The following is an 18110-nucleotide window of genomic DNA, read 5'->3' on the forward strand; positions in this document are numbered from 1 at the left end:
TTCAAGCTTTCAAGCTTTCAAGCTTCCAAGCCTGCAAGGCTCAGCGCGGCCTATTTCACCGTTCCAAGTCTGCAAGGCTCCGCCTGCCCTATTTCACTGCTGGAATCAAAATCCTCTGGCCAATGGACAGACGATTCGGGTTCTCCAGCTTATTATAGGCCGCAAGCTTCTGCCATGTAGTGCCGTGATTTAATGCGATGCGATACAGCGTATCGCCGCTTTTCACTATATACACCGTGTCCTGCGTCGTACCCGCCGCCGGCTTAGTAGGCGCTGCTGGAACAGGCGTAGCTGGCTTGGACGGTGTAGCTGGTGTTGTCGGCTTCGTCGGGGCTGGGCCATCCGGCTTCTCCGGCGTTGCTGGTGTCGTCGGAGTCGTTGGCGCGGTTGCACCTGCGGACAAATTAATTTTGAACTCCGCATAGCCGTCATCGCTCTGACCTACATACGACAGCGCATCAAGCGACTCTGCGAGCGTCTTCGCAGCAGGCGACGTCTTGAACGAAACGTTGACATCTGCCTTCACAGCTGCGAGCGACCAGTTGCCGTCAGCGGCAGGGTCAATCGTCTTGTTCGAGCGAATATAGTCAATGACAACCTGACGGTTCTCATCTGGCGAAGCCAGAACGATCCGCTTGCCATCCGGATTCGCAAACTTGCTCGACGACGCGCGGTAGTTATTCGACGCTACGACAAATTTTTGCTTCGGATCAATCGCTTTGCCCTCATATTGCAGATTGACGATGCGGCTCGATTTTTCGCTGACTGTCGTTCCCTTTGCATCATATTTGGCTGGCTGTGTCACATCAATCTGGTACGTTACGCCGTCAATAACGTCAAAGTTGTAGGTCGGGAAGTCAAGGTTGACCAGCTCCTGCTTTGCAGTCGACTTGATATCAATCTGGTTGAATTGTCCAGCCGACCATTCCAGCCATTCCTTCAGCTCGGCACCTGTTACTAATACAGCGTTAACGGTATTGGAATACAGGTACAGATCAGCTACATTTTTGATCGCAATATCGCCAGCCGCGATATCCGTGTAATAGTTCGGGCCTTGCCGTCCGCCTGCCTTGAACGGCGCACCTGCGGACAATACCGGGATGCCCTCGTATTCCGTGCCTTGCATTTGTTTTTCTACATACCATTTTTGCGCGTTCGTTACAATTTGGATCGAAGGATCATCCTGTACGAGCGCGAACCAACTGTTGATCGGCGCTGTTGTCTTGCCTACTGGCCCGCGAATATAGTCCAGCGTGTGCTGATGATCTTCTTGTACGGCGTCCAGTACCCCTTGATCTGCCTCTACAAGCGGCTGCTTGTTTACCGCATCAAAAATCGGCTTAACCTCAACCTTGGAGTCCACAACCGACCACTTGCCATCTACGAGCTTGAGATCAAGGTCAATAATGCCGAGATTATTGCCCCAGAAGCCCGGCTCAACCGAAGGCACGCCGTTAATTGTCCCTTTTTCCAAATCAACGCCCGGCTTGCCCTCGAACGACTTGTCTGGGAACACCTTGTGGGCGTGGCCGAACAAAATCGCATTAATATCCTTGACCTTGCTGAGATACAGCACGGAGTTTTCCATATTGTCAGCCTGCGGAATATCCTCGAAGCCCGAATGCGGAATCGCCACAATAATGTCGGCGCCCTTGGCCTTCATCTCAGGAACGAACTTCTCCGCTGTCTTGATTATGTCCTTGGCAATGACCTTGCCTTCCAAATTCGCCTTATCCCACTGCATAACCTGAGGCGGCACGAAGCCGATTACGCCTACTTTAAGCTTATGTACGGCGCCGCTCTCGTCCTTTACTTCCTTATCCAAAATCAAATAAGGCGTGAACATATTTTTATCATTCGACTCGTCTTTATCTTTGTCATCCATATAGATGTTCGCATTAACGTAAGGAAAATCCGCCCCTGCCAGCGATTTATTCAGAAAATCCAGACCATAGTTGAACTCGTGGTTGCCCAAATTCCCGGCGTCGTAATCCAGCAGATTCATCGCTTTGTACACCGGATGCGTCTCCCCCTGCTTCAAAGGATCAATAACCGCCGTATAGTCGCCAAGCGGATTGCCTTGAATTAAATCGCCATTGTCAAAAAGCAAGCTGTTCGTCGCCGCTTCGCGCGCCTGCTTAATGAGCGTCGCTGTTTTGGCAAAGCCATACTCATCGGTCGGCTTGTCCGCAAAATAATCATAGTTCACCATATTCACATGCAGATCGGTCGTTTCCATAATACGCAGCTTCACCAGGCCGCTGTTCCCGGTTGCGGCTGTTGCCACAAAGGGCATGGACACTAGGCCCACAGTAACCGCAATAGATAAAGCACTTCTCCACACAACTGATGATCTCAACAAATGAATACCCTCCCCTTAAATAACTACAATCATGTAATGATCACGTTATGTAAGCCGAGCTGTTGGATGATCATTCCCATTATTCCATTTATTTTAGATGAATTAACCAGTTTTGTCATGCACAAAAAAGAGGGATTTCTCCCTCTTCGCGTTATATACGTGTAATATCCTATTGCTGAGTCAAAATAAGCGGGCCATCCTTCGTTATCGCAATCGTATGCTCGTACTGGGCCGACAGCCTTCCGTCCCGTGTCCGTGCAGTCCATCCATCGGAATCCAGCTTGCTGAAATACGTGCCCGCATTTAGCATCGGCTCAATGGTGAACACCATGCCCTCTTTAATTCTAGGTCCTTTATCCGGCGGGCCGTAGTGAGGCACCTGCGGGTCCTCGTGCATGTCCTTCCCAATACCATGGCCGATAAAATCGCGCACGACCGAGAAGCCCTCCGCCTCGGCATACGACTGAATCGCGTGAGATACATCGCCAATCCGCTTACCGATCAGCGCTTGCTCGATGCCAAGATACAGCGATTTTTCCGTTACCGCCAGCAAATGCTTTGCTTCATCGGTTACCTCTCCAACCGCATAGGACCATGCCGAATCGGCAAGCCAGCCGTTCAGGTTGACGACCATGTCGATGGTCACGATATCGCCTTCCTTGAGCTTCTCCTTCTTCGGAAAGCCGTGGCATATAATATCATTCGTAGAGGCACAGGTCGCGTATGGGTAGCCGTTATAGCCTTTCTGCTCCGGCGTAGCGCCATTTTGCTTCATGAATTTTTCTGCAAACTGGTCAATTTCATGCGTCGTGATGCCGGGCTGAATGAGCTTGGCAATTTGCCTGTGGCATTCAGCCAATATTTTACCCGCCTCATGCATGCGGTTGATTTCCGCCTCGGTCTTAATAATGATCATTTCCGTTCCTTCTTTCCATCAAATTAACCCGGCTTCGTTCCGGGACTTCGCCAGAAGCTCCGCTAGAAGCCACATGCCTATGCTCATCGTAGCATATTATGATAAATATGCGAATATGGGCTGGACCATGACGCCGCTTTTTCGCTTGCTTCCTAGACTTTAGTCTAGTTCGCCGCTTTACCTCTAGCATGACGACATACTGCGTGGGGCTGTGCTATGCTATTGTAGCTAAGAAAAACAACGGATAAATAAATTAAAGAGGAGAGATAAGAGAAATGTTAAAGCGCTCGATTATCGGCCCCGCCCTTATGCTGATTGGTGTATTTCTTTATTTCAACCAAGGCCAGTCATTTGGAGCGGGCGCTGTGTTCGCGAATTTTTGGGCCAGCATGTTCATCATTCCGCTAGGACTGTTTTTCCACTGGCTGTATTTTGGCGTGACAGGCGGCAAAGGGGTCGGGCTGCTCATCCCGGGAGGCATTTTGTTCACCGTCGGACTCGTCTGCCAGCTCTCCACGTTATTCTCGGCGTGGCATATTTTGTGGCCGGGCTTTATTTTGGCGGTAGCGATCGGCTTGTTTGAATTTTATTGGTTCGGCAGCCGCAACAAGTGGCTGCTTATCCCGATTAATATTTTAGCCGTCCTGTCGCTGCTGTTCTTTGGCGTCTTCTCGCTGAGCGCCGCCTCCGGACAGCTTGCCACCGTGCAGCCGCTGCTCGCCATTGCTCTTATTATTGTAGGAGCCTTCGCTATGCTGTCGCGCAAGAAAGAGCAATAATCGCATAGGCCAGAGCCTCCGGCTTCGCTTGAAGGGATCGCCCTTCTATAGCGAAACCGGATTTTTTATGCCTTAAGCTCTGCCCTGCTCATCCGAGCGTGGCAATCCGTTAGAAACGCCTGCGGCCGGTCGATAAAGATATAAACCTCTCTAACGCTGCGCTGGCTGGCGAACAGACCGTATCCAATACCTTCTTCTTTTAACCGAATGCTTACGTTTGGCTCCACTCCCTGCGGCTGAATAGCCGATGTCGATGTCCCTACCTGCGTACCACGTTCTTTGAGCTCTTCAGGCGGAAGCAGCGTGACAGACTTCACGTTGCTTATGTCCACCTCCATTCGCAATTGAATACCGAACTGGATACGGATGCTCTGATCATTCACCAAAATCGGGTTCAACTGCATGGCCCGGTAGTTCGCCAGCAGAAATATAATGAAAAGCAGATTGCTGACCGACAGCAACCAAGCAGCGCCGAGCGACCACTGCGCCAGCAGGAAGTGCAGCAGCGCGCCTTCTAAAATAAGAATTTTAGTTATAAACAGCAGCATAATTAACGCATTGGAATTTTCATGACAGCTATAGGCGGCTGTATCCACACGGATATAAGGCTTTTTTCGCCATGCCAGAAAAGCATAATAAACGACAGATATATCCTGCATTAGCCAGGCTGCTATACGTGGAGAGCGAATAGCGCTTTGCAGACTGATTCGCATCGTATCCAAAGGATGGGCATCCGGCTGACGACTGCTTTTGAACGCTCTAACAACACGGTACAGCTTATACAGCTCATAGCAGACGAAGAGCAGCTCCAGCGGGAGCAGCGTATACTTGACGAAAGCAAGCGCCGCATTGTCCGTTTCCGGCATTAGCAGCAGAAGCGCAAAATAGCCTAAAATTGCGAAGGGTAGAACGCCGAGCAGCGGCTTTTTTATTTTTCTATAAACAAAAACATAAAGCAGCAGCGGAATGACCATTACAAAATCTGCTGCGATAGCTGGGCCCAGCACCGCCGCATCCTGTTCAAAAAGGCTCGATTGCATAATGAATGCATCTACAGAGACGATAATAGCGCTTATAAGCATAAAAAGCATGACATTGTTTTTTTGCAGCTTAAACATCGTGCAGTTCCTCCCTCTTATAATGCTTTTACATCAATATAGAGTATTTATAACTATTTTCCAAATGGATATTAAGCAGTAAAATAGTCTCTATCTCCTCTCACAAACAAGGAATTTGTCATTAAGATGTCAAATAATACAGAAGCATCCGCAACCATCGCCAGGAGGAATAGGATTTGTCAATCAGAGCGAAGCTCGTTTACCTCATATCGGTTACCGTTACCGTGATTTTGCTGCTCAATATTACGATCTACTATATGTCTTCCAAGGATGAGCTACAACGGAACGCCGAGCAGCAAATGCGTTTTATTGGCAATCAGATAGCCGTCTCCATCGCCTCCGCCGAGCAGAACAGCCAGTTGACAGAGGACGAGTTGGGGGAGCGTCTGCGCGCCGTTGCAATTGCCATACAGAGCAAGCTCGATCCCGATATTAAAAATGTTCGCAACGACGAGCTTGTACAGCTGAGCAAGGAGCTGGGTGTTGATCACATTACGCTGTGGATCCAGACGAAAGACGATATTTTATCAGTTCGCTCGACGAACCCCGACGAGCTCAATATGAGTCCGAAAACGTGGAACTATTGGTATACCGCCTTTACCCAGCTATTCGAGCAGCATAAGGTTACGATTCCCGAAGGACAGAAGCTTGAAAATTTTTGGGCAGGACCGATCAACTTCGGCACCTCCGACCCCGATAAAGTGTTTAAATGGGGCAACTATTATGACGGCACGACCAACTATATGATAAACCCTTATATTCATGCGCAAACCTTTTTGGACAGCAAAAAGAAATATGGTGCGGATGCCATCGTCGCGCAAATTTTACGTGATAAAAATAATATTCTCGAAGTGACCGGCTTCGACCCTGCCTACTTCGGCGAGACGCCTGTTGTCAGCATAAAAAATGGTGCCGTCGTATACAATCTCGATGTACGCACCATTATTTTCGGCCAATATTACTACAAGGATTCGGTCAATGACCCTATCAATACACATAAAGCGATTGAGAAAAACGAAGTCGTTACCATCGAAAGCAAGCTGAATGGCAAGCAGGTCATCAAGAGCTTTATTCCTGTTCAAGGGCCAAAGCCATACGTTATTGGCATTACCTTCAATAACTCGGCCCTACAGCAAACACTGCTGCGCCAGGTTCTGACGCAGGGCGCGATATCTCTGGGTCTGATTTTGGCGACGGTGCTGTGCAGCTACTTCATTTCCGGCTTTATGGTGCGCTCGCTTAATCAAATCGTCTGCAAGGTTAATGAAATTTCCAATGGTAACTTCGGCGCCCGCATTTCCTTAAAGAGCAACGATGAATTCGGCGTATTGGCTAATCGCGTAAATGCGATGGCGCAAAATCTGCATACGTATATGAACCGATTGACCGAATCGGCGGAAGAGCTGCGGCAGACAAAGCAGTATTTGGAATCATTCGTCAATCATACCTCTGATGCGATTCATGTCTCCAACCTGCACGGCTCTGTCATTCAGATGAATAAAGCGTTTGAGAAAATGTACGGCTGGACGGAGGAGGAGCTGCTTGGCCAACCGCTGGACAACATACCGTCTGAGCTTGAGATGGAGGGTACCTTTATGCTCGAGTTCATCCAGCAAGGCGGCTCCGTCGCCGATTACGATACGATGCGTTATGACAAAAGCGGCAGGCTGCTCGATGTGAGCATTACCGTCTCTTCGATCCGCGATGAGCAGGAGCAGATTATTGCGATTGCGACGATTTCGCGTAACATTACCGCGCGCAAGCAGACGGAGGAGGTGCTGCGACGCTCGGAGAAGCTGTCCGTCGTCGGGCAGCTGGCGGCTGGCGTCGCCCACGAGGTCCGCAATCCGCTAACGACGCTGCGCGGGTTTGTTCAGCTGTTGAAGAAAAACGGTCAGCTAGCGCCCGCCTACATTGATGTTATGCTGTCTGAGCTGGACCGGATTAATTTTATCGTCAGCGAGTTTCTTGTGTTCGCGAAGCCGCAGGCGAGCCGTTTCCAGCGTGCCAACATTCATGAGATTATGCGCGGCATCATTTTATTGCTCGATTCCGAGGCGAATATTAGCAATGTCCAGTTTACAACCCGTTTTGATAATGAAATACCCGAATTGAAATGCGAGGTTAATCAGCTGAAGCAGGTATTCGTCAATATTATTAAAAATGGGATCGAAGCGATGCCGGAAGGCGGCGAGCTTGACATTGACCTGTCCTATACGCCAACTACCGGCATTATTATTCGTATTACCGACCATGGCTTCGGCATTACCGAGGACAATCTGTCACGGCTCGGCGAGCCTTTTTTCACAACGAAGCAGGAAGGCAACGGACTTGGCCTGATGGTTTGTTATCAAATTATTGCCAATCATCGCGGCACGATGTCCTTCCAAAGCAAGAAGGGCATTGGCACGCAGGTGGAAATTCGATTGCCTGTCATACAGGACGCGCCGCCGACCGGATAGCTGGCGGTGACTCTCAAGCGCAAGGGGAGGCAAGGGGAAGCCTCAGCATATGTACGATCTACAAAAAAGACAGGGCAACTGCTCGCGCTTGCCGCCCTGTCTTTTTTGCATTTTTCTCCCACATATCTCTTTCCTCAATAGCCATGCGATTCGCAGTAATCCAGAAAGGCTTTCATATCATGCGACGCGATGAGCGGCACCACCTTCTGAATACGCATCGGCGGCCAATCCCACCATTTAATGCGAAGCAGCTTGGCAATAACCTGGTCGCTAAAGCGATACCGAATGAGCTCTGCCGGATTGCCTCCAACGATTGCATAAGGCGGAACATCCCTCGTTACCGTCGCATTCATGCCGATGACCGCTCCATCCCCAATCGTAATGCCAGACATAATGGTCGCATGTGTACAGATCCAAACGTCGTTACCGATGACGACATCACCATTTGTTTGCGGCTGGCCGGTAATGTGCAAATGCTTCGTTAGAAACGAAGTAAAAGGATAGGTCGAAACCCAATCCGTTCGGTGGTTGCCTCCTAGCATGACTGAAACGCCACCCGCAATACAGCAAAATTTGCCGATTGTCAGCTTCGTTCCCTCCCCCCAGGAAAAAGCATGCGGTTCACCGACGGTGTATTCGCCAATTCGCGTATGCCCGTCCTTATGCTTGGCAGGGAATACCGTTCGCAGCAAGTCCATGTCCATCCTATCACTCCTTCCATACCTCGCAGCGAGCTAAAATAGTATATTCAACAGCTTGCCTTTTCGCTTCCGCTCCTCTATAGAGACAGGCTGGACTTCTATCCCCGACGCTTAGTATGATGGATAAACAGATAGCTTAGAGAGGAGCAGCACACGATGACGATCCAGCCAGCAAGCCCGGTTCCCGAACTGCAAAATCTGCTGCTGCTTGACCGGATGAACGATTATTCGCAGACAGATCCGCTTTACCCATTCGCCCTAGATGAGCTGCTGTGCCGCAGCACTGGACAGGGTGGACCAGCGATATGCCATATTTGGCGCCACGAGCGCGCCTTCATACTGGGCCTGCGCGACAGCCGGCTGCCGCTGGCGGGCGACGCCTCCCGCTGGCTTGAATCGCTCGGCTATAAGGCAGCGGTACGCAACTCCGGCGGTGCGGCGGTGCCGCTTGATCCGGGCGTCGTCAACATTTCGCTCATATTGCCCAAGGCGAATACGCTAGATTTTCATTTTCATCAGGACTTTGAGCTGATGTACAGCCTTATTCGTTCCGCGCTCGCTGGGGCTGGCGTGCCAGTCGATAAAGGCGAAATCGCCGGGGCGTATTGTCCCGGCGATTTCGACCTTAGCATCGACGGCTTCAAATTTTGCGGCATTGCGCAGCGCCGCCAGGCACACGCCTATATCGTGCAGGCGTTTGTCATCGCCGAAGGCGCAGGCCAGGAGCGGGCGGCGCTGGTCCGCTCCTTCTATGAACGGGCAGCGGGCGACGCCGAGCCCGGCGCGCATCCGCTCGTAGAGAGCGGCAGCACGGCCAGCCTTGAGGAGCTGGTCGGCTTGGGGCAGGGCGGCGGTGCAGAGCACTTCGCGGACGCCGTCAAGCAGATCATCCGCAGCGGGCAGACGGCGGATGGCCTTGCCGAGGCGGCGGCTCGGCTCCAGATGCCGTCGCCTCAGCAGATCGAGGCCATGGCGCAATCGCTGCGCGGGCGCTATGCAGCTACGCAGATGTAGCCCATCCGGCTAGGTCAAGCCTAGCTAAGCTAAGCTTAGTTTAGTTTGATCTGGCGTTTCCCACCTTAGCGTACCTTAAGTAAACAAAATGCCTCCTGCCCTGCTGCGAAGCAGCATAAGCAAGAGGCATTATTAGGGTCATGATGATCGCGGGGTTCTGCGAAATATAATATAAATGACCTCGGAGAAGACTAGCCCGATGGCGATAGAGCCTGAAATCATGAAGGCCTGCATCGCAAGCTCGACAGCCACGACATATTCCTCCTGCACGATATGGCGCATCGCATCATAGGCGATTTTGCCCGGCACAAGCGGAATAATGCCCGCCGCACTGAATACAATGATGGGCGTCCGATAATGCTTCGCCATTATTTGACTAATAATGGTCACCACACAGACCGCCAGCAGCGTTGCGGGAATTGTCCTCATTTCCAGCATAATGCATACCGTATAAGCAAGCCACCCGGCCGAGCCTACCAGACCGCACTGTATCAGGCGCTGCTTCTGCACGCTAAAGATTAGGCTGAATGCCGCGCAGGCTATGAAGCTGACGACAAGCTGTTCAAGCAGTTGTACAACCATCGTTCCCCCCTCCTTTTAAGGCTACGAATATACGGACAACACGAAAGCAATGCCCGCACCGATGGCAAAAGCAATTAAAAAGGCCTCGGCTCCCTTGGACAGACCCGAAACGAGATGCCCCGCCATCAAGTCCCTTACCGCATTCGTAATATGAAGACCGGGCACGAGCGGCATGATGGAGCCGATAATGATTTTATCCAAATTATGCCCAAAGCCGAGCCACACCATCAGCACAGCCAACGAGCCGCTAATGACCGCCGATAAGAAGCTCGCGAAAAAAGTAATCGGCATAATGCGGTGCAGCGTCAGCAAGCACAAAAAGCCGACGCCGCTCGCAAGCGCCACCGGAAGAAAGTCGTTCCAGCTGCCGCGGAACATAATCAGGAAGCAGCCGCTTGCAATAGCGGCAACCAGCACCTTAAGCCAAGCCGGATAACCATCCGCCGCCTGTTCAATATCCTGTAATTGCTTATAAGCCTCATGACGCTGCATGCTTCCTTGGCAAATGCGCCTGGAAATATCATTGACGAGCGTCACCTTCTCCAAATTCGTCGAGCGCTCCGAAATCCGAACGAGCCTCGTCGATTGCGCAGCGCCATCCAGCGCAAAAATAATGCCCGTTGGCGTCACATAGCTGTAAGCATTCGCCACGCCGTAAGCCTCGGCGATCCGTACCATTGTATCCTCAACCCGGTACGTTTCCCCGCCATTTTGCAAAATAATTTTACCCGCAAGCAAGCAAATGCTCGCAATATCCTGACTATCATTATTAGCGTAATCCATACGCAGCCAGCCTCCTTAGCTTCGCAGCCTCAGCACTGTATCAACAGAATCTGCAACAAGCGTGTTGTCTGCTCGCCTGCCAAGCACATCCTGTCTTTAATGAGAGGCTGTATGCTCTACAAAGTCCGGTTTCACCAGCGCATGCCGTTCCCACTTCCGGCTCTTCCACCGGAAATACATAATGACCGCACGCAGCCACTCATCCGTCGCAATAGCCAGCCAAATGCCCGCCAGCCCCATGTCCAAATGAAAAACAAGATAATAGCCGAGCGGTACGCTTATGCCGACCATTGTAACCATCCCAATCCAGAGCGGAAACTTCGCATCCCCGGACGCTCGCAGCGAATTGACCAATATAATATTGATCGTCCGCCCGGTCTCCAGCACAATGCTGTACAGCAGCACATTTGCCCCTAGTCGTATAATGTCAACATCATCCGTGAACAGACCCATTAGCTGCTCGCGGAACAGCAGCACGACTACAAGCATGACCATCGTCGCTCCGCTGGCCCACAGCACGCTTGCCAATACCTGCTTATACGCAGCGTCGCTGCGCCCGCCGCCTACGTAACGGCCTACCATAATCGCCGTACCCATGCCAACCGCCATCGCAAATAAATAGATCAGCACCGATATATTCGAGGCGTACTGCCGAGCCGACAAGGACGCTTCACCGAGAAACGTCACATAATACAGAAAGATCATCTGGCAGCTATGGTACATCACCTGCTCGAAGGCCGATGGAACACCGATCTTTAATATTTTGCCAATAAACTCCTTCGACATCTTGAAAAAATAATGCAGCTTCACCTTAAATACCATAACCCGATTCATCAGCCAGAAAAACACCAGCATCGCCAGCAGCCGGCTGACAACCGTCGAAATGGCCGCTCCTTCAACACCAAGCTCGGGAAAACCGAATTTGCCAAAGATCAGCACATAATTGCCGACTAAATGTATAATATTCATTCCCAATGATACCAGCATGGCTTCCTTCGTGAAGCCGTATACCCGAATAATTGCAGAAAGTGAATTAATAATCGCCTGTAAAAAAATAAAGCTGCCTACAATTCGCAAATAGCTTTGCGCATAGACCAATACTTCCCCTTGCAGATTCAAGCCCTGAAGTATGACATGGCCAAATAACAAGCAAGAGACACTCATTAATAAGCCTACCAGCAGATTGAGCGAAATGGCCAGCGCCGACAGCTGCGCAGCCTCGACCAGCTTCCGTGAGCCTATATATTGCGCAACCACAATGGATGCCCCGTTGCCGATAACCTCCATAATAAGCAGCATAATGTGCAAATATTGATTGGATGCACCTACGCCGGAAACCGCATTATCGGACAGCTTGCTAAGCATGAACGTGTCTGCCGTTCCCATCATCATAAACAAAAATAGCTCCAAAAATATCGGCCAAGTCAAGAAAAAGAGACTATTGTCCCGTTCCCGCTTAACCCCCAGCTTAAATCCCAAGATGTCACCTTCTCCAGCACATGATCCCAATACTCCTATATTCCTAAGAAACTCAAGGTATCTTAGCATACTTGCCTTGCAAATGCACGAACTAAAGCGGGTTTTGTCGGCTTTTTGACGCCGCAGAGGGATGAAAGCGGTTTATGCTTAACATTACCATTCAAATCGCGTATCCTTAAAGGCAAAAAATGTGATACCATTCTAAATAGATTGTTTAGCAACCTGAGAGCGCTTCATTGCTTCAATACCTAATTATTAACTAACTGGAGCCATACAACTGATGAATATGACGATCTCCAATTATATTGTTATTGTATCGATTTCAAGCGTACTCAGCGCCTTGCTTGCCATTTACGGATATTTAATAAAATCCAGCTTTGCCGGGATGAGAGCCTATATTTGGACCTCGATTTGCTCAGCTATCTACACCTTCGGCTTTGCTTTTGAATTGGCAAGCGATTCGTTAGCCGAAATTCGATTCTGGATTGGCGTTGAGTATTTGGGACTGCCTTTCATATCCCCCGCTATGCTAGTGCTCATTCTGTATTTTACTGGAATGGATCGCTTCGTTACCCGTAAAATGCTGATCTGGCTTTTTACGATTCCCTTCATTACTTTATTGCTGGTCGTAACGAATGAATGGCATCATATATTTTACCGTTCGATATTTTTACGTCCCAATGAGTCGGTCATTGTCGCCGATATTGTCTTTGGGGAATGGTATATCATAAATGGAAGCTTTACGTTCGGCTGTCTGGTTGTAAGTGCATACCTGCTGCTTCGCCAATGGAACCACACCAAGATGATGTACCGCAAGCAGCTTCTAATGATGGCAGCCGGCATTTTCATTCCCATGACCGCCTCCTTCATATATTTGCTTGATCTGACGCCTCACGGCATGGATATTGTGCCTCCGCTCATGTTTATCACTTCCATTTTGCACATTTGGGCGATTTTGACGTCAAATATATTGAAGGCCGCGCCTATTGCCCGAGAACGTATTTTCGAAAGCATGCGCGACGGCGTTATTGTACTGGATACGAACGGGAGAATCGTCGATTATAATCGCTCTGCGTCGCTAATGATCGCTTCGCTGAAGCCTACGGTTATTGGAATGCCTTTCGAGGATATATGGCTTTTCCATACGGGACAAGCCGTTGATTTCATTCATTATGATGAGGAGTTCAAGCATCATGAGCGGGAGGTGCGCTGGATTCAGCTGCATACGGGCTTGCCGTTGTTCTATCTCGTGCGTTCATCGCCTGTCCACAGCCGCAAGGGCGATATGATCGGAAGAACGATTGTACTGATGGATATTACAGAGAAAGCAATTCTTCAGGAGAAGCTGAAGCATATGGCTACAACAGATGGACTGACTGGCATATCCAATCGGACCTATTTTTTAGAGCAAGCAAGGCTTCTGCTGAACAAGGCGCTGCAAAATCAACAGCCGTTTGCGCTTATTTTATTCGATATTGACCATTTCAAAACGATAAATGACCGCTTCGGCCATGACATTGGCGATTTAGCCCTCTGTCATGTCGTAGCGGTCTGCCAAGAACAGCTTCGCGATAGCGATCTATTTGGACGTTACGGTGGAGAAGAATTTATTATTTGTCTTCCAGCTGCTGCACCCGCTGAAGCAGGGGAGCTTGCCGAGAAGCTGCGCAAGGCCATTGCAGATCGTCCGCTGCTGACACAAGCTGGTACCATTCCTTTATCTGCAAGCTTTGGCGCAGCTGGGATAACGGCGGCGGAGCTTGCTGAACTAGACGAGATGATTCGCGAAGCCGATAAGGCGCTGTACCAATCCAAGCATATGGGACGCAATGCCGTTCATATTTTTAGCAAATGAGGGGAATCACATGCAAATTACTTTATTAGGCGCTACAGGCCGCGTCGGGCGTGAAGTCATGCTGCGCGCCCTTGCGGATGGACATCGCGTCCATGCCTTGGTGCGCTCAGCAGACAAGCTTGGGCTTTCGCATCCGCAATTGACAGCGATCGTCGGAGATGCCCGCGAAGAAGCTGCGCTCAAGCAAGCAGTTGCAGACAGCAGCGTTGTCATTAGCGGTTTAGGAACGGACGGCGGGGATACACTCTCCGCCTGCTTTCCACTCCTTCTTGCTGTCATGGAGCAGCAAGAAATCCATCGTTTAGTGACGGTTGGAACAGCCGGAATCTTGGAGAGCCGCAGTGAGCCCGGGCTGCTTCGCTATCAATCGAGCGAATCGAAACGCCGGTCTACTCGAGCTGCTGAGGAGCATCATGCTGTACTTCGCCTGCTTCAAGCATCTGCCGAGCTGCTAAATTGGACGCTTGTCTGCCCAACTTATTTGCCGGATGGGCCATATACTGGCACTTACCGTACCGAGCAAGACTATTTGCCTGAAGGCGGGCTGCAAATTACCGTTGGCGATACCGCCGACTTCACCTACCGTGAGGCAGTCGGCGGAGCCTTCTTCCGATGCAGGGTTGGCTTAGCCGAGTAGCTTTTTAATATCTTCTACAAGATCCTCCGGCTTATCATTCGGCCCAAACCGTTTGACCACCTTGCCGTCCCGGTCTACTAGAAACTTCGTAAAATTCCACTTGATTGCCTTCGAGCCCAGCACTCCGCGAGCTTCATTCGTCAGGTGCTGGTACAGTGGGTGCGCGCCATTGCCGTTAACATCTATTTTGCCAAACAGCGGAAAGGATACCCCGTGGTTAAGCTCGCAAGCCTGCGCAATTTCCGCATCACCCTCCAGCTCCTGATTCATAAACTGTCCACTTGGAAAACCTAGAACCACAAGCCCTTGCTCGCCATACGTATCCTGCAATTGCTGAAGGCCTTTGAATTGAGGTGCGAATCCACATTTGGTAGCTGTATTAACAATCAGCATTACTTTGCCTTTATAAGGCGCCAGCGTCTCCTGCGCACCTGTAATCTTCTTCACTTCGATGTCATAAATGGACATAGTAATAACCTCCTTGAATTCATCTATTGATTTTGATAAATTTAATTTTATACAATTTAATTTCGATTGTCAAATTAGCTTATTGTAACAGTCTGCTATGCATACTGCGCATTCTTTTGACAGGCTCCGCGTGCAATGCTACAATAACTTAATTAATTGCACACAATTGATTACTTGTACAACCTTGATTTGGAAGGGAGAGACAGCTAGCATGAATGAAGATGAATGGATGAAGCTCGATAATCAAGTTTGCTTTTCCTTATATGCCTGCTCGCGGGAAATTACTAAGCTATACCGCCCTGTACTTTCTGAGCTCGGCTTAACGTATACGCAATATGTCACCCTGCTGTCCTTGTGGGAACAAGACAAGGTGACGATGAAAGAGCTTGGCGCGAGACTGCTGCTTGACTCAGGTACGCTAACCCCGCTGCTTAAGAAGCTGGAAGGCATGAGCCTGATTACCCGCATTCGCGATAAATCCGACGAGCGCAATCTCGTTATTCAGTTGACGGATGCTGGCCGCGAGCTTAAAAAACGGGTTGCCGATGTTCCGAAACGCGTTTATGGCGGCTTGGACATTACGCCTGAGGAATTTCATGCCGTTCATAAGCAAGTACGAGACCTGCTTGGCAAAATAGAAGGCGCACAGCAGCCGACCTAACAGGCTTTAGTCGGCCGCTACAACCGATATCAAAAGGATAGAAGAGCAGAGATAACGCTGCCTCCTCTATCCTTTTTTTATATTTTCATTACTGCCGCCCGTTGACGTTTCGGTTGATTGCATGTATAGTTGGTTACATGAGTAACTAACCAGTTTGGTGGTGGACAATATGAGCTTAAGCATCGACGATAGCAGACCGATTTTCATGCAAATTGCCGAGCGCATCGAGGACGATATCATTCAAGGGCTGCTGCCTGAAGAATCGCAGGTGCCTTCGAAAAATCAATTTGCAGCCTTTTACCAGATTAACCCCGCCACAGCAGCGAAAGGTGTCAATCAGCTAGTAGATCAAGGCATTCTTTATAAGAAAAGAGGGATTGGCATGTTTGTTGCGGCAGGTTCAAGAACCTTATTGATGGAGAAGCGTCGTGAGCAGTTTTTCGAGCAGTATGTGGTGACGATGATGCATGAGGCAGAGAAGCTGGGCATTACGGCAGAGCAGCTCTCAGATATGATCAGAAGAGGAGGAACCAAGCCATGAGCCCTATTGCAGAGCTAAAGCGGGTTACGAAAGCCTATGGAAATTTCAAGGCCGTCAACGAGGTCAGTTTCACACTGGAGTCTGATAAAATATATGGTTTGCTAGGACGCAATGGCGCTGGGAAAACGACGATTATGCACATGCTGACGGCCCAATTGTTCGCGACCAGTGGCGAGCTTACCGTCTTTGGCGAAGCCCCTTATGAAAATAACCGTGTACTGAGCCAAATTTGTTTTATTAAGGAGAGTCAGAAATACCCTGACAATTACCGCCTGCTCGATGTACTGGAGCTGTCCGCCTCACTGTTTCCGAACTGGGACCGCACCTACGCGAATAAGTTAGTTCAGGATTTCCAGCTGCCATTGAAGCGTAAAATTAAAAAAATGTCGCGCGGCATGCATTCCTCCGTCGGCATTATTGTTGGACTAGCGAGCCGCGCCCCGCTGACGATTTTTGATGAGCCTTATTTGGGGCTTGACGCTGTGGCCAGAAATTTATTTTATGGTCATTTGCTGGAGGATTATGCAGAGCACCCTCGCACGGTCGTCCTTTCCTCACACCTTATTGATGAGGTTAGCCAGCTTCTTGAGCACGTGATTGTCATCGACAAGGGCTCGATATTGATTAACGAGGATGCCGAGCTGCTCCGGGGTCGTGCCTTCACAGTAGCAGGCTCCGCTTCCGAGGTCGAGTCGTTTCTCGTCGGCAAAACCGTGATCTCCCGCGACCCCTTTGGCGCCTTGCTGTCCGCCACTGTAGATGGCACGCTGCGTGCAGAGGATCGCAAGCAGGCGATGGCGAAAGGGCTGGAGCTTGGCTCCGTATCTCTGCAACAGCTGATTATTCATCTGACGAATGGCAAAACCGAACGAAAGGCGGCTGATTGATCATGAACCGTACTTTAAGCGTAATCAAGCTGCATAGGCGTGATAAATTTACTTGGCTCTTTATCCCGCTGCTCATTGTTGGCTCCAGCTTTCTTGTAAATTGGCTGATAAGTGCAATGATTTCCGAGGGAGACATCTTTACAGGCGGAATCGGCTCCTTACTCGTTTATATGTTTGTAATCGGCATCCTCGTCGTCGCTCAAACTTTCCCGTTTGCGATAAGCTTCAGCATTAGCCGCAGCAACTATTTCACAGGTACCATCGTCATGGGCCTCTTAAGCAGCTTAGGCTCAGCGCTATTGCTGCTGATGTTATCTTTTATCGAACATCAGCTCACAAGCCATTGGTGGACAGGATTGCACTTTTTCCATCTCCCCTACTTGAGTGACGGGAATCTACTCGCGCAGTTGCTTATGCTGTTTCTGCTCATTTTGCATTTGTTTTTGTGGGGGTTCGTCATCGGCTGCTTCTACCGTAAGTTCAGAAAAGTCGGCATGCTGATTTTTGCTCTAGGTTCTTTACTCGTCCTCACCACTGTCTTCTATATCACTAATCAAAATCAATGGTGGGACGATATTTGGACATGGATCACCCAGCATACGGCACTTGGCCTCACCCTTTGGCTCATTCCGTTCATCCTGCTGAATGCTCTGCTATCCTTCCTTATGCTTAGAAGATCAACGATATAAAAGCTTGCTTGAAGGGGTCGCTTCATCATTTCAGACAACGGGTGATAGCGGCTTCTTTCCTATCCATGCCACCCCATTCTAAACGATGCCCCCCAATTCGTGCATAAGTGGTAGCAAGCTGCGCCGCGGTTGAATACACCAATAGTAAGCGAGCGTAAACGTCTTTGCGCTACAGC

Annotated in this window: 17 protein-coding genes; 9 read left to right on the forward strand and 8 right to left on the reverse strand. The window is 49.9% G+C overall.

What is annotated here, in order from left to right:
* Window positions 1-88 precede the first annotated feature (88 nt).
* Window positions 89-2296, reverse strand: a complete 2208-nt coding sequence (locus tag V5J77_RS25430) for a bifunctional 2',3'-cyclic-nucleotide 2'-phosphodiesterase/3'-nucleotidase (protein ID WP_338557070.1) — start codon at window positions 2294-2296, stop codon at window positions 89-91.
* A 235-nt stretch (window positions 2297-2531) separates the two neighbouring features.
* Window positions 2532-3278, reverse strand: a complete 747-nt coding sequence (map, locus tag V5J77_RS25435) for a type I methionyl aminopeptidase (protein WP_338553574.1) — start codon at window positions 3276-3278, stop codon at window positions 2532-2534.
* A 275-nt stretch (window positions 3279-3553) separates the two neighbouring features.
* Here map and V5J77_RS25440 point away from each other — a divergent pair, with 275 nt between their 5' ends.
* Window positions 3554-4057: a hypothetical protein gene (locus tag V5J77_RS25440; protein ID WP_338553575.1), complete on the forward strand. Its 504-nt coding sequence runs from the start codon at window positions 3554-3556 to the stop codon at window positions 4055-4057.
* A gap of 65 nt (window positions 4058-4122) precedes the next feature.
* On the opposite strand, the gene V5J77_RS25445 is transcribed toward V5J77_RS25440, so the two are convergent.
* Window positions 4123-5175, reverse strand: a complete 1053-nt coding sequence (locus V5J77_RS25445; RefSeq protein WP_338553576.1) for a hypothetical protein — start codon at window positions 5173-5175, stop codon at window positions 4123-4125.
* Between the two features lie 176 nt (window positions 5176-5351).
* On the opposite strand from V5J77_RS25445, the gene V5J77_RS25450 reads away from it, so the two are divergent.
* On the forward strand, window positions 5352-7637 hold the full coding sequence (locus V5J77_RS25450) for an ATP-binding protein (RefSeq protein WP_338553577.1): 2286 nt from the start codon (window positions 5352-5354) through the stop codon (window positions 7635-7637).
* A gap of 134 nt (window positions 7638-7771) precedes the next feature.
* Here V5J77_RS25450 and V5J77_RS25455 read toward each other — a convergent pair whose 3' ends face one another.
* Window positions 7772-8341, reverse strand: a complete 570-nt coding sequence (locus V5J77_RS25455; RefSeq protein ID WP_338553578.1) for a CatB-related O-acetyltransferase — start codon at window positions 8339-8341, stop codon at window positions 7772-7774.
* A gap of 153 nt (window positions 8342-8494) precedes the next feature.
* On the opposite strand from V5J77_RS25455, the gene V5J77_RS25460 reads away from it, so the two are divergent.
* On the forward strand, window positions 8495-9352 hold the full coding sequence (locus V5J77_RS25460; RefSeq protein ID WP_338553579.1) for a lipoate--protein ligase family protein: 858 nt from the start codon (window positions 8495-8497) through the stop codon (window positions 9350-9352).
* A gap of 138 nt (window positions 9353-9490) precedes the next feature.
* On the opposite strand, the gene V5J77_RS25465 is transcribed toward V5J77_RS25460, so the two are convergent.
* From V5J77_RS25465 to V5J77_RS25475, 3 genes are all read right to left on the reverse strand, one after another.
* Window positions 9491-9934: a threonine/serine exporter family protein gene (locus V5J77_RS25465; RefSeq protein ID WP_338553580.1), complete on the reverse strand. Its 444-nt coding sequence runs from the start codon at window positions 9932-9934 to the stop codon at window positions 9491-9493.
* A gap of 21 nt (window positions 9935-9955) precedes the next feature.
* Entirely contained in the window at window positions 9956-10717 is a 762-nt protein-coding gene (locus V5J77_RS25470; RefSeq protein WP_338553581.1) for a threonine/serine exporter family protein, read from the reverse strand.
* 96 nt (window positions 10718-10813) lie between these two features.
* Window positions 10814-12196, reverse strand: a complete 1383-nt coding sequence (locus V5J77_RS25475; RefSeq protein ID WP_338553582.1) for an MATE family efflux transporter — start codon at window positions 12194-12196, stop codon at window positions 10814-10816.
* Between the two features lie 280 nt (window positions 12197-12476).
* On the opposite strand from V5J77_RS25475, the gene V5J77_RS25480 reads away from it, so the two are divergent.
* Both V5J77_RS25480 and V5J77_RS25485 read left to right on the forward strand, forming a co-directional pair.
* Window positions 12477-14051, forward strand: coding sequence for a histidine kinase N-terminal 7TM domain-containing protein (locus tag V5J77_RS25480; RefSeq protein WP_338553583.1), 1575 nt, complete (start codon window positions 12477-12479; stop codon window positions 14049-14051).
* Between the two features lie 10 nt (window positions 14052-14061).
* Window positions 14062-14688 carry an NAD(P)H-binding protein gene (locus V5J77_RS25485; protein WP_338553584.1) on the forward strand — a complete coding sequence of 209 codons (627 nt, stop codon included), beginning with the start codon at window positions 14062-14064 and terminating at the stop codon, window positions 14686-14688.
* Here V5J77_RS25485 and V5J77_RS25490 read toward each other — a convergent pair.
* The gene (locus V5J77_RS25490; RefSeq protein ID WP_338553585.1) at window positions 14677-15156 is read right to left on the reverse strand and encodes a glutathione peroxidase; all 480 of its coding nucleotides are present in this window, start codon (window positions 15154-15156) and stop codon (window positions 14677-14679) included. The genes V5J77_RS25485 and V5J77_RS25490 overlap by 12 nt on opposite strands.
* 211 nt (window positions 15157-15367) lie before the next feature.
* Between V5J77_RS25490 and V5J77_RS25495 the strand changes: the two genes are divergently transcribed.
* From V5J77_RS25495 to V5J77_RS25510, 4 genes are all read left to right on the forward strand, one after another.
* Window positions 15368-15817, forward strand: coding sequence for a MarR family transcriptional regulator (locus V5J77_RS25495; RefSeq protein WP_338553586.1), 450 nt, complete (start codon window positions 15368-15370; stop codon window positions 15815-15817).
* A gap of 169 nt (window positions 15818-15986) precedes the next feature.
* Entirely contained in the window at window positions 15987-16358 is a 372-nt protein-coding gene (locus tag V5J77_RS25500; RefSeq protein ID WP_338553587.1) for a GntR family transcriptional regulator, read from the forward strand.
* Window positions 16355-17245, forward strand: coding sequence for an ABC transporter ATP-binding protein (locus V5J77_RS25505; protein ID WP_338553588.1), 891 nt, complete (start codon window positions 16355-16357; stop codon window positions 17243-17245). Before V5J77_RS25500 ends, V5J77_RS25505 begins: the two co-directional genes overlap by 4 nt.
* Window positions 17246-17247: 2 nt before the next feature.
* Window positions 17248-17934 carry a hypothetical protein gene (locus tag V5J77_RS25510; protein ID WP_338553589.1) on the forward strand — a complete coding sequence of 229 codons (687 nt, stop codon included), beginning with the start codon at window positions 17248-17250 and terminating at the stop codon, window positions 17932-17934.
* Window positions 17935-18110 lie beyond the last annotated feature (176 nt).

Origin of the sequence: Paenibacillus sp. KS-LC4 (assembly GCF_036894955.1) — a bacterium.
GTDB lineage: Bacteria > Bacillota > Bacilli > Paenibacillales > Paenibacillaceae > Pristimantibacillus.

Coding starts and splice junctions, on each gene's coding strand:
- V5J77_RS25430 (WP_338557070.1), bottom strand. CDS start 2,296: ATGCCCTTTGTGGCAACAGCCGCAACCGGGAACAGCGGCCTGGTGAAG.
- map (WP_338553574.1), bottom strand. CDS start 3,278: ATGATCATTATTAAGACCGAGGCGGAAATCAACCGCATGCATGAGGCG.
- V5J77_RS25440 (WP_338553575.1), top strand. CDS start 3,554: ATGTTAAAGCGCTCGATTATCGGCCCCGCCCTTATGCTGATTGGTGTA.
- V5J77_RS25445 (WP_338553576.1), bottom strand. CDS start 5,175: ATGTTTAAGCTGCAAAAAAACAATGTCATGCTTTTTATGCTTATAAGC.
- V5J77_RS25455 (WP_338553578.1), bottom strand. CDS start 8,341: ATGGACATGGACTTGCTGCGAACGGTATTCCCTGCCAAGCATAAGGAC.
- V5J77_RS25460 (WP_338553579.1), top strand. CDS start 8,495: ATGACGATCCAGCCAGCAAGCCCGGTTCCCGAACTGCAAAATCTGCTG.
- V5J77_RS25465 (WP_338553580.1), bottom strand. CDS start 9,934: ATGGTTGTACAACTGCTTGAACAGCTTGTCGTCAGCTTCATAGCCTGC.
- V5J77_RS25470 (WP_338553581.1), bottom strand. CDS start 10,717: ATGGATTACGCTAATAATGATAGTCAGGATATTGCGAGCATTTGCTTG.
- V5J77_RS25480 (WP_338553583.1), top strand. CDS start 12,477: ATGAATATGACGATCTCCAATTATATTGTTATTGTATCGATTTCAAGC.
- V5J77_RS25485 (WP_338553584.1), top strand. CDS start 14,062: ATGCAAATTACTTTATTAGGCGCTACAGGCCGCGTCGGGCGTGAAGTC.
- V5J77_RS25490 (WP_338553585.1), bottom strand. CDS start 15,156: ATGTCCATTTATGACATCGAAGTGAAGAAGATTACAGGTGCGCAGGAG.
- V5J77_RS25495 (WP_338553586.1), top strand. CDS start 15,368: ATGAATGAAGATGAATGGATGAAGCTCGATAATCAAGTTTGCTTTTCC.
- V5J77_RS25500 (WP_338553587.1), top strand. CDS start 15,987: ATGAGCTTAAGCATCGACGATAGCAGACCGATTTTCATGCAAATTGCC.
- V5J77_RS25505 (WP_338553588.1), top strand. CDS start 16,355: ATGAGCCCTATTGCAGAGCTAAAGCGGGTTACGAAAGCCTATGGAAAT.
- V5J77_RS25510 (WP_338553589.1), top strand. CDS start 17,248: ATGAACCGTACTTTAAGCGTAATCAAGCTGCATAGGCGTGATAAATTT.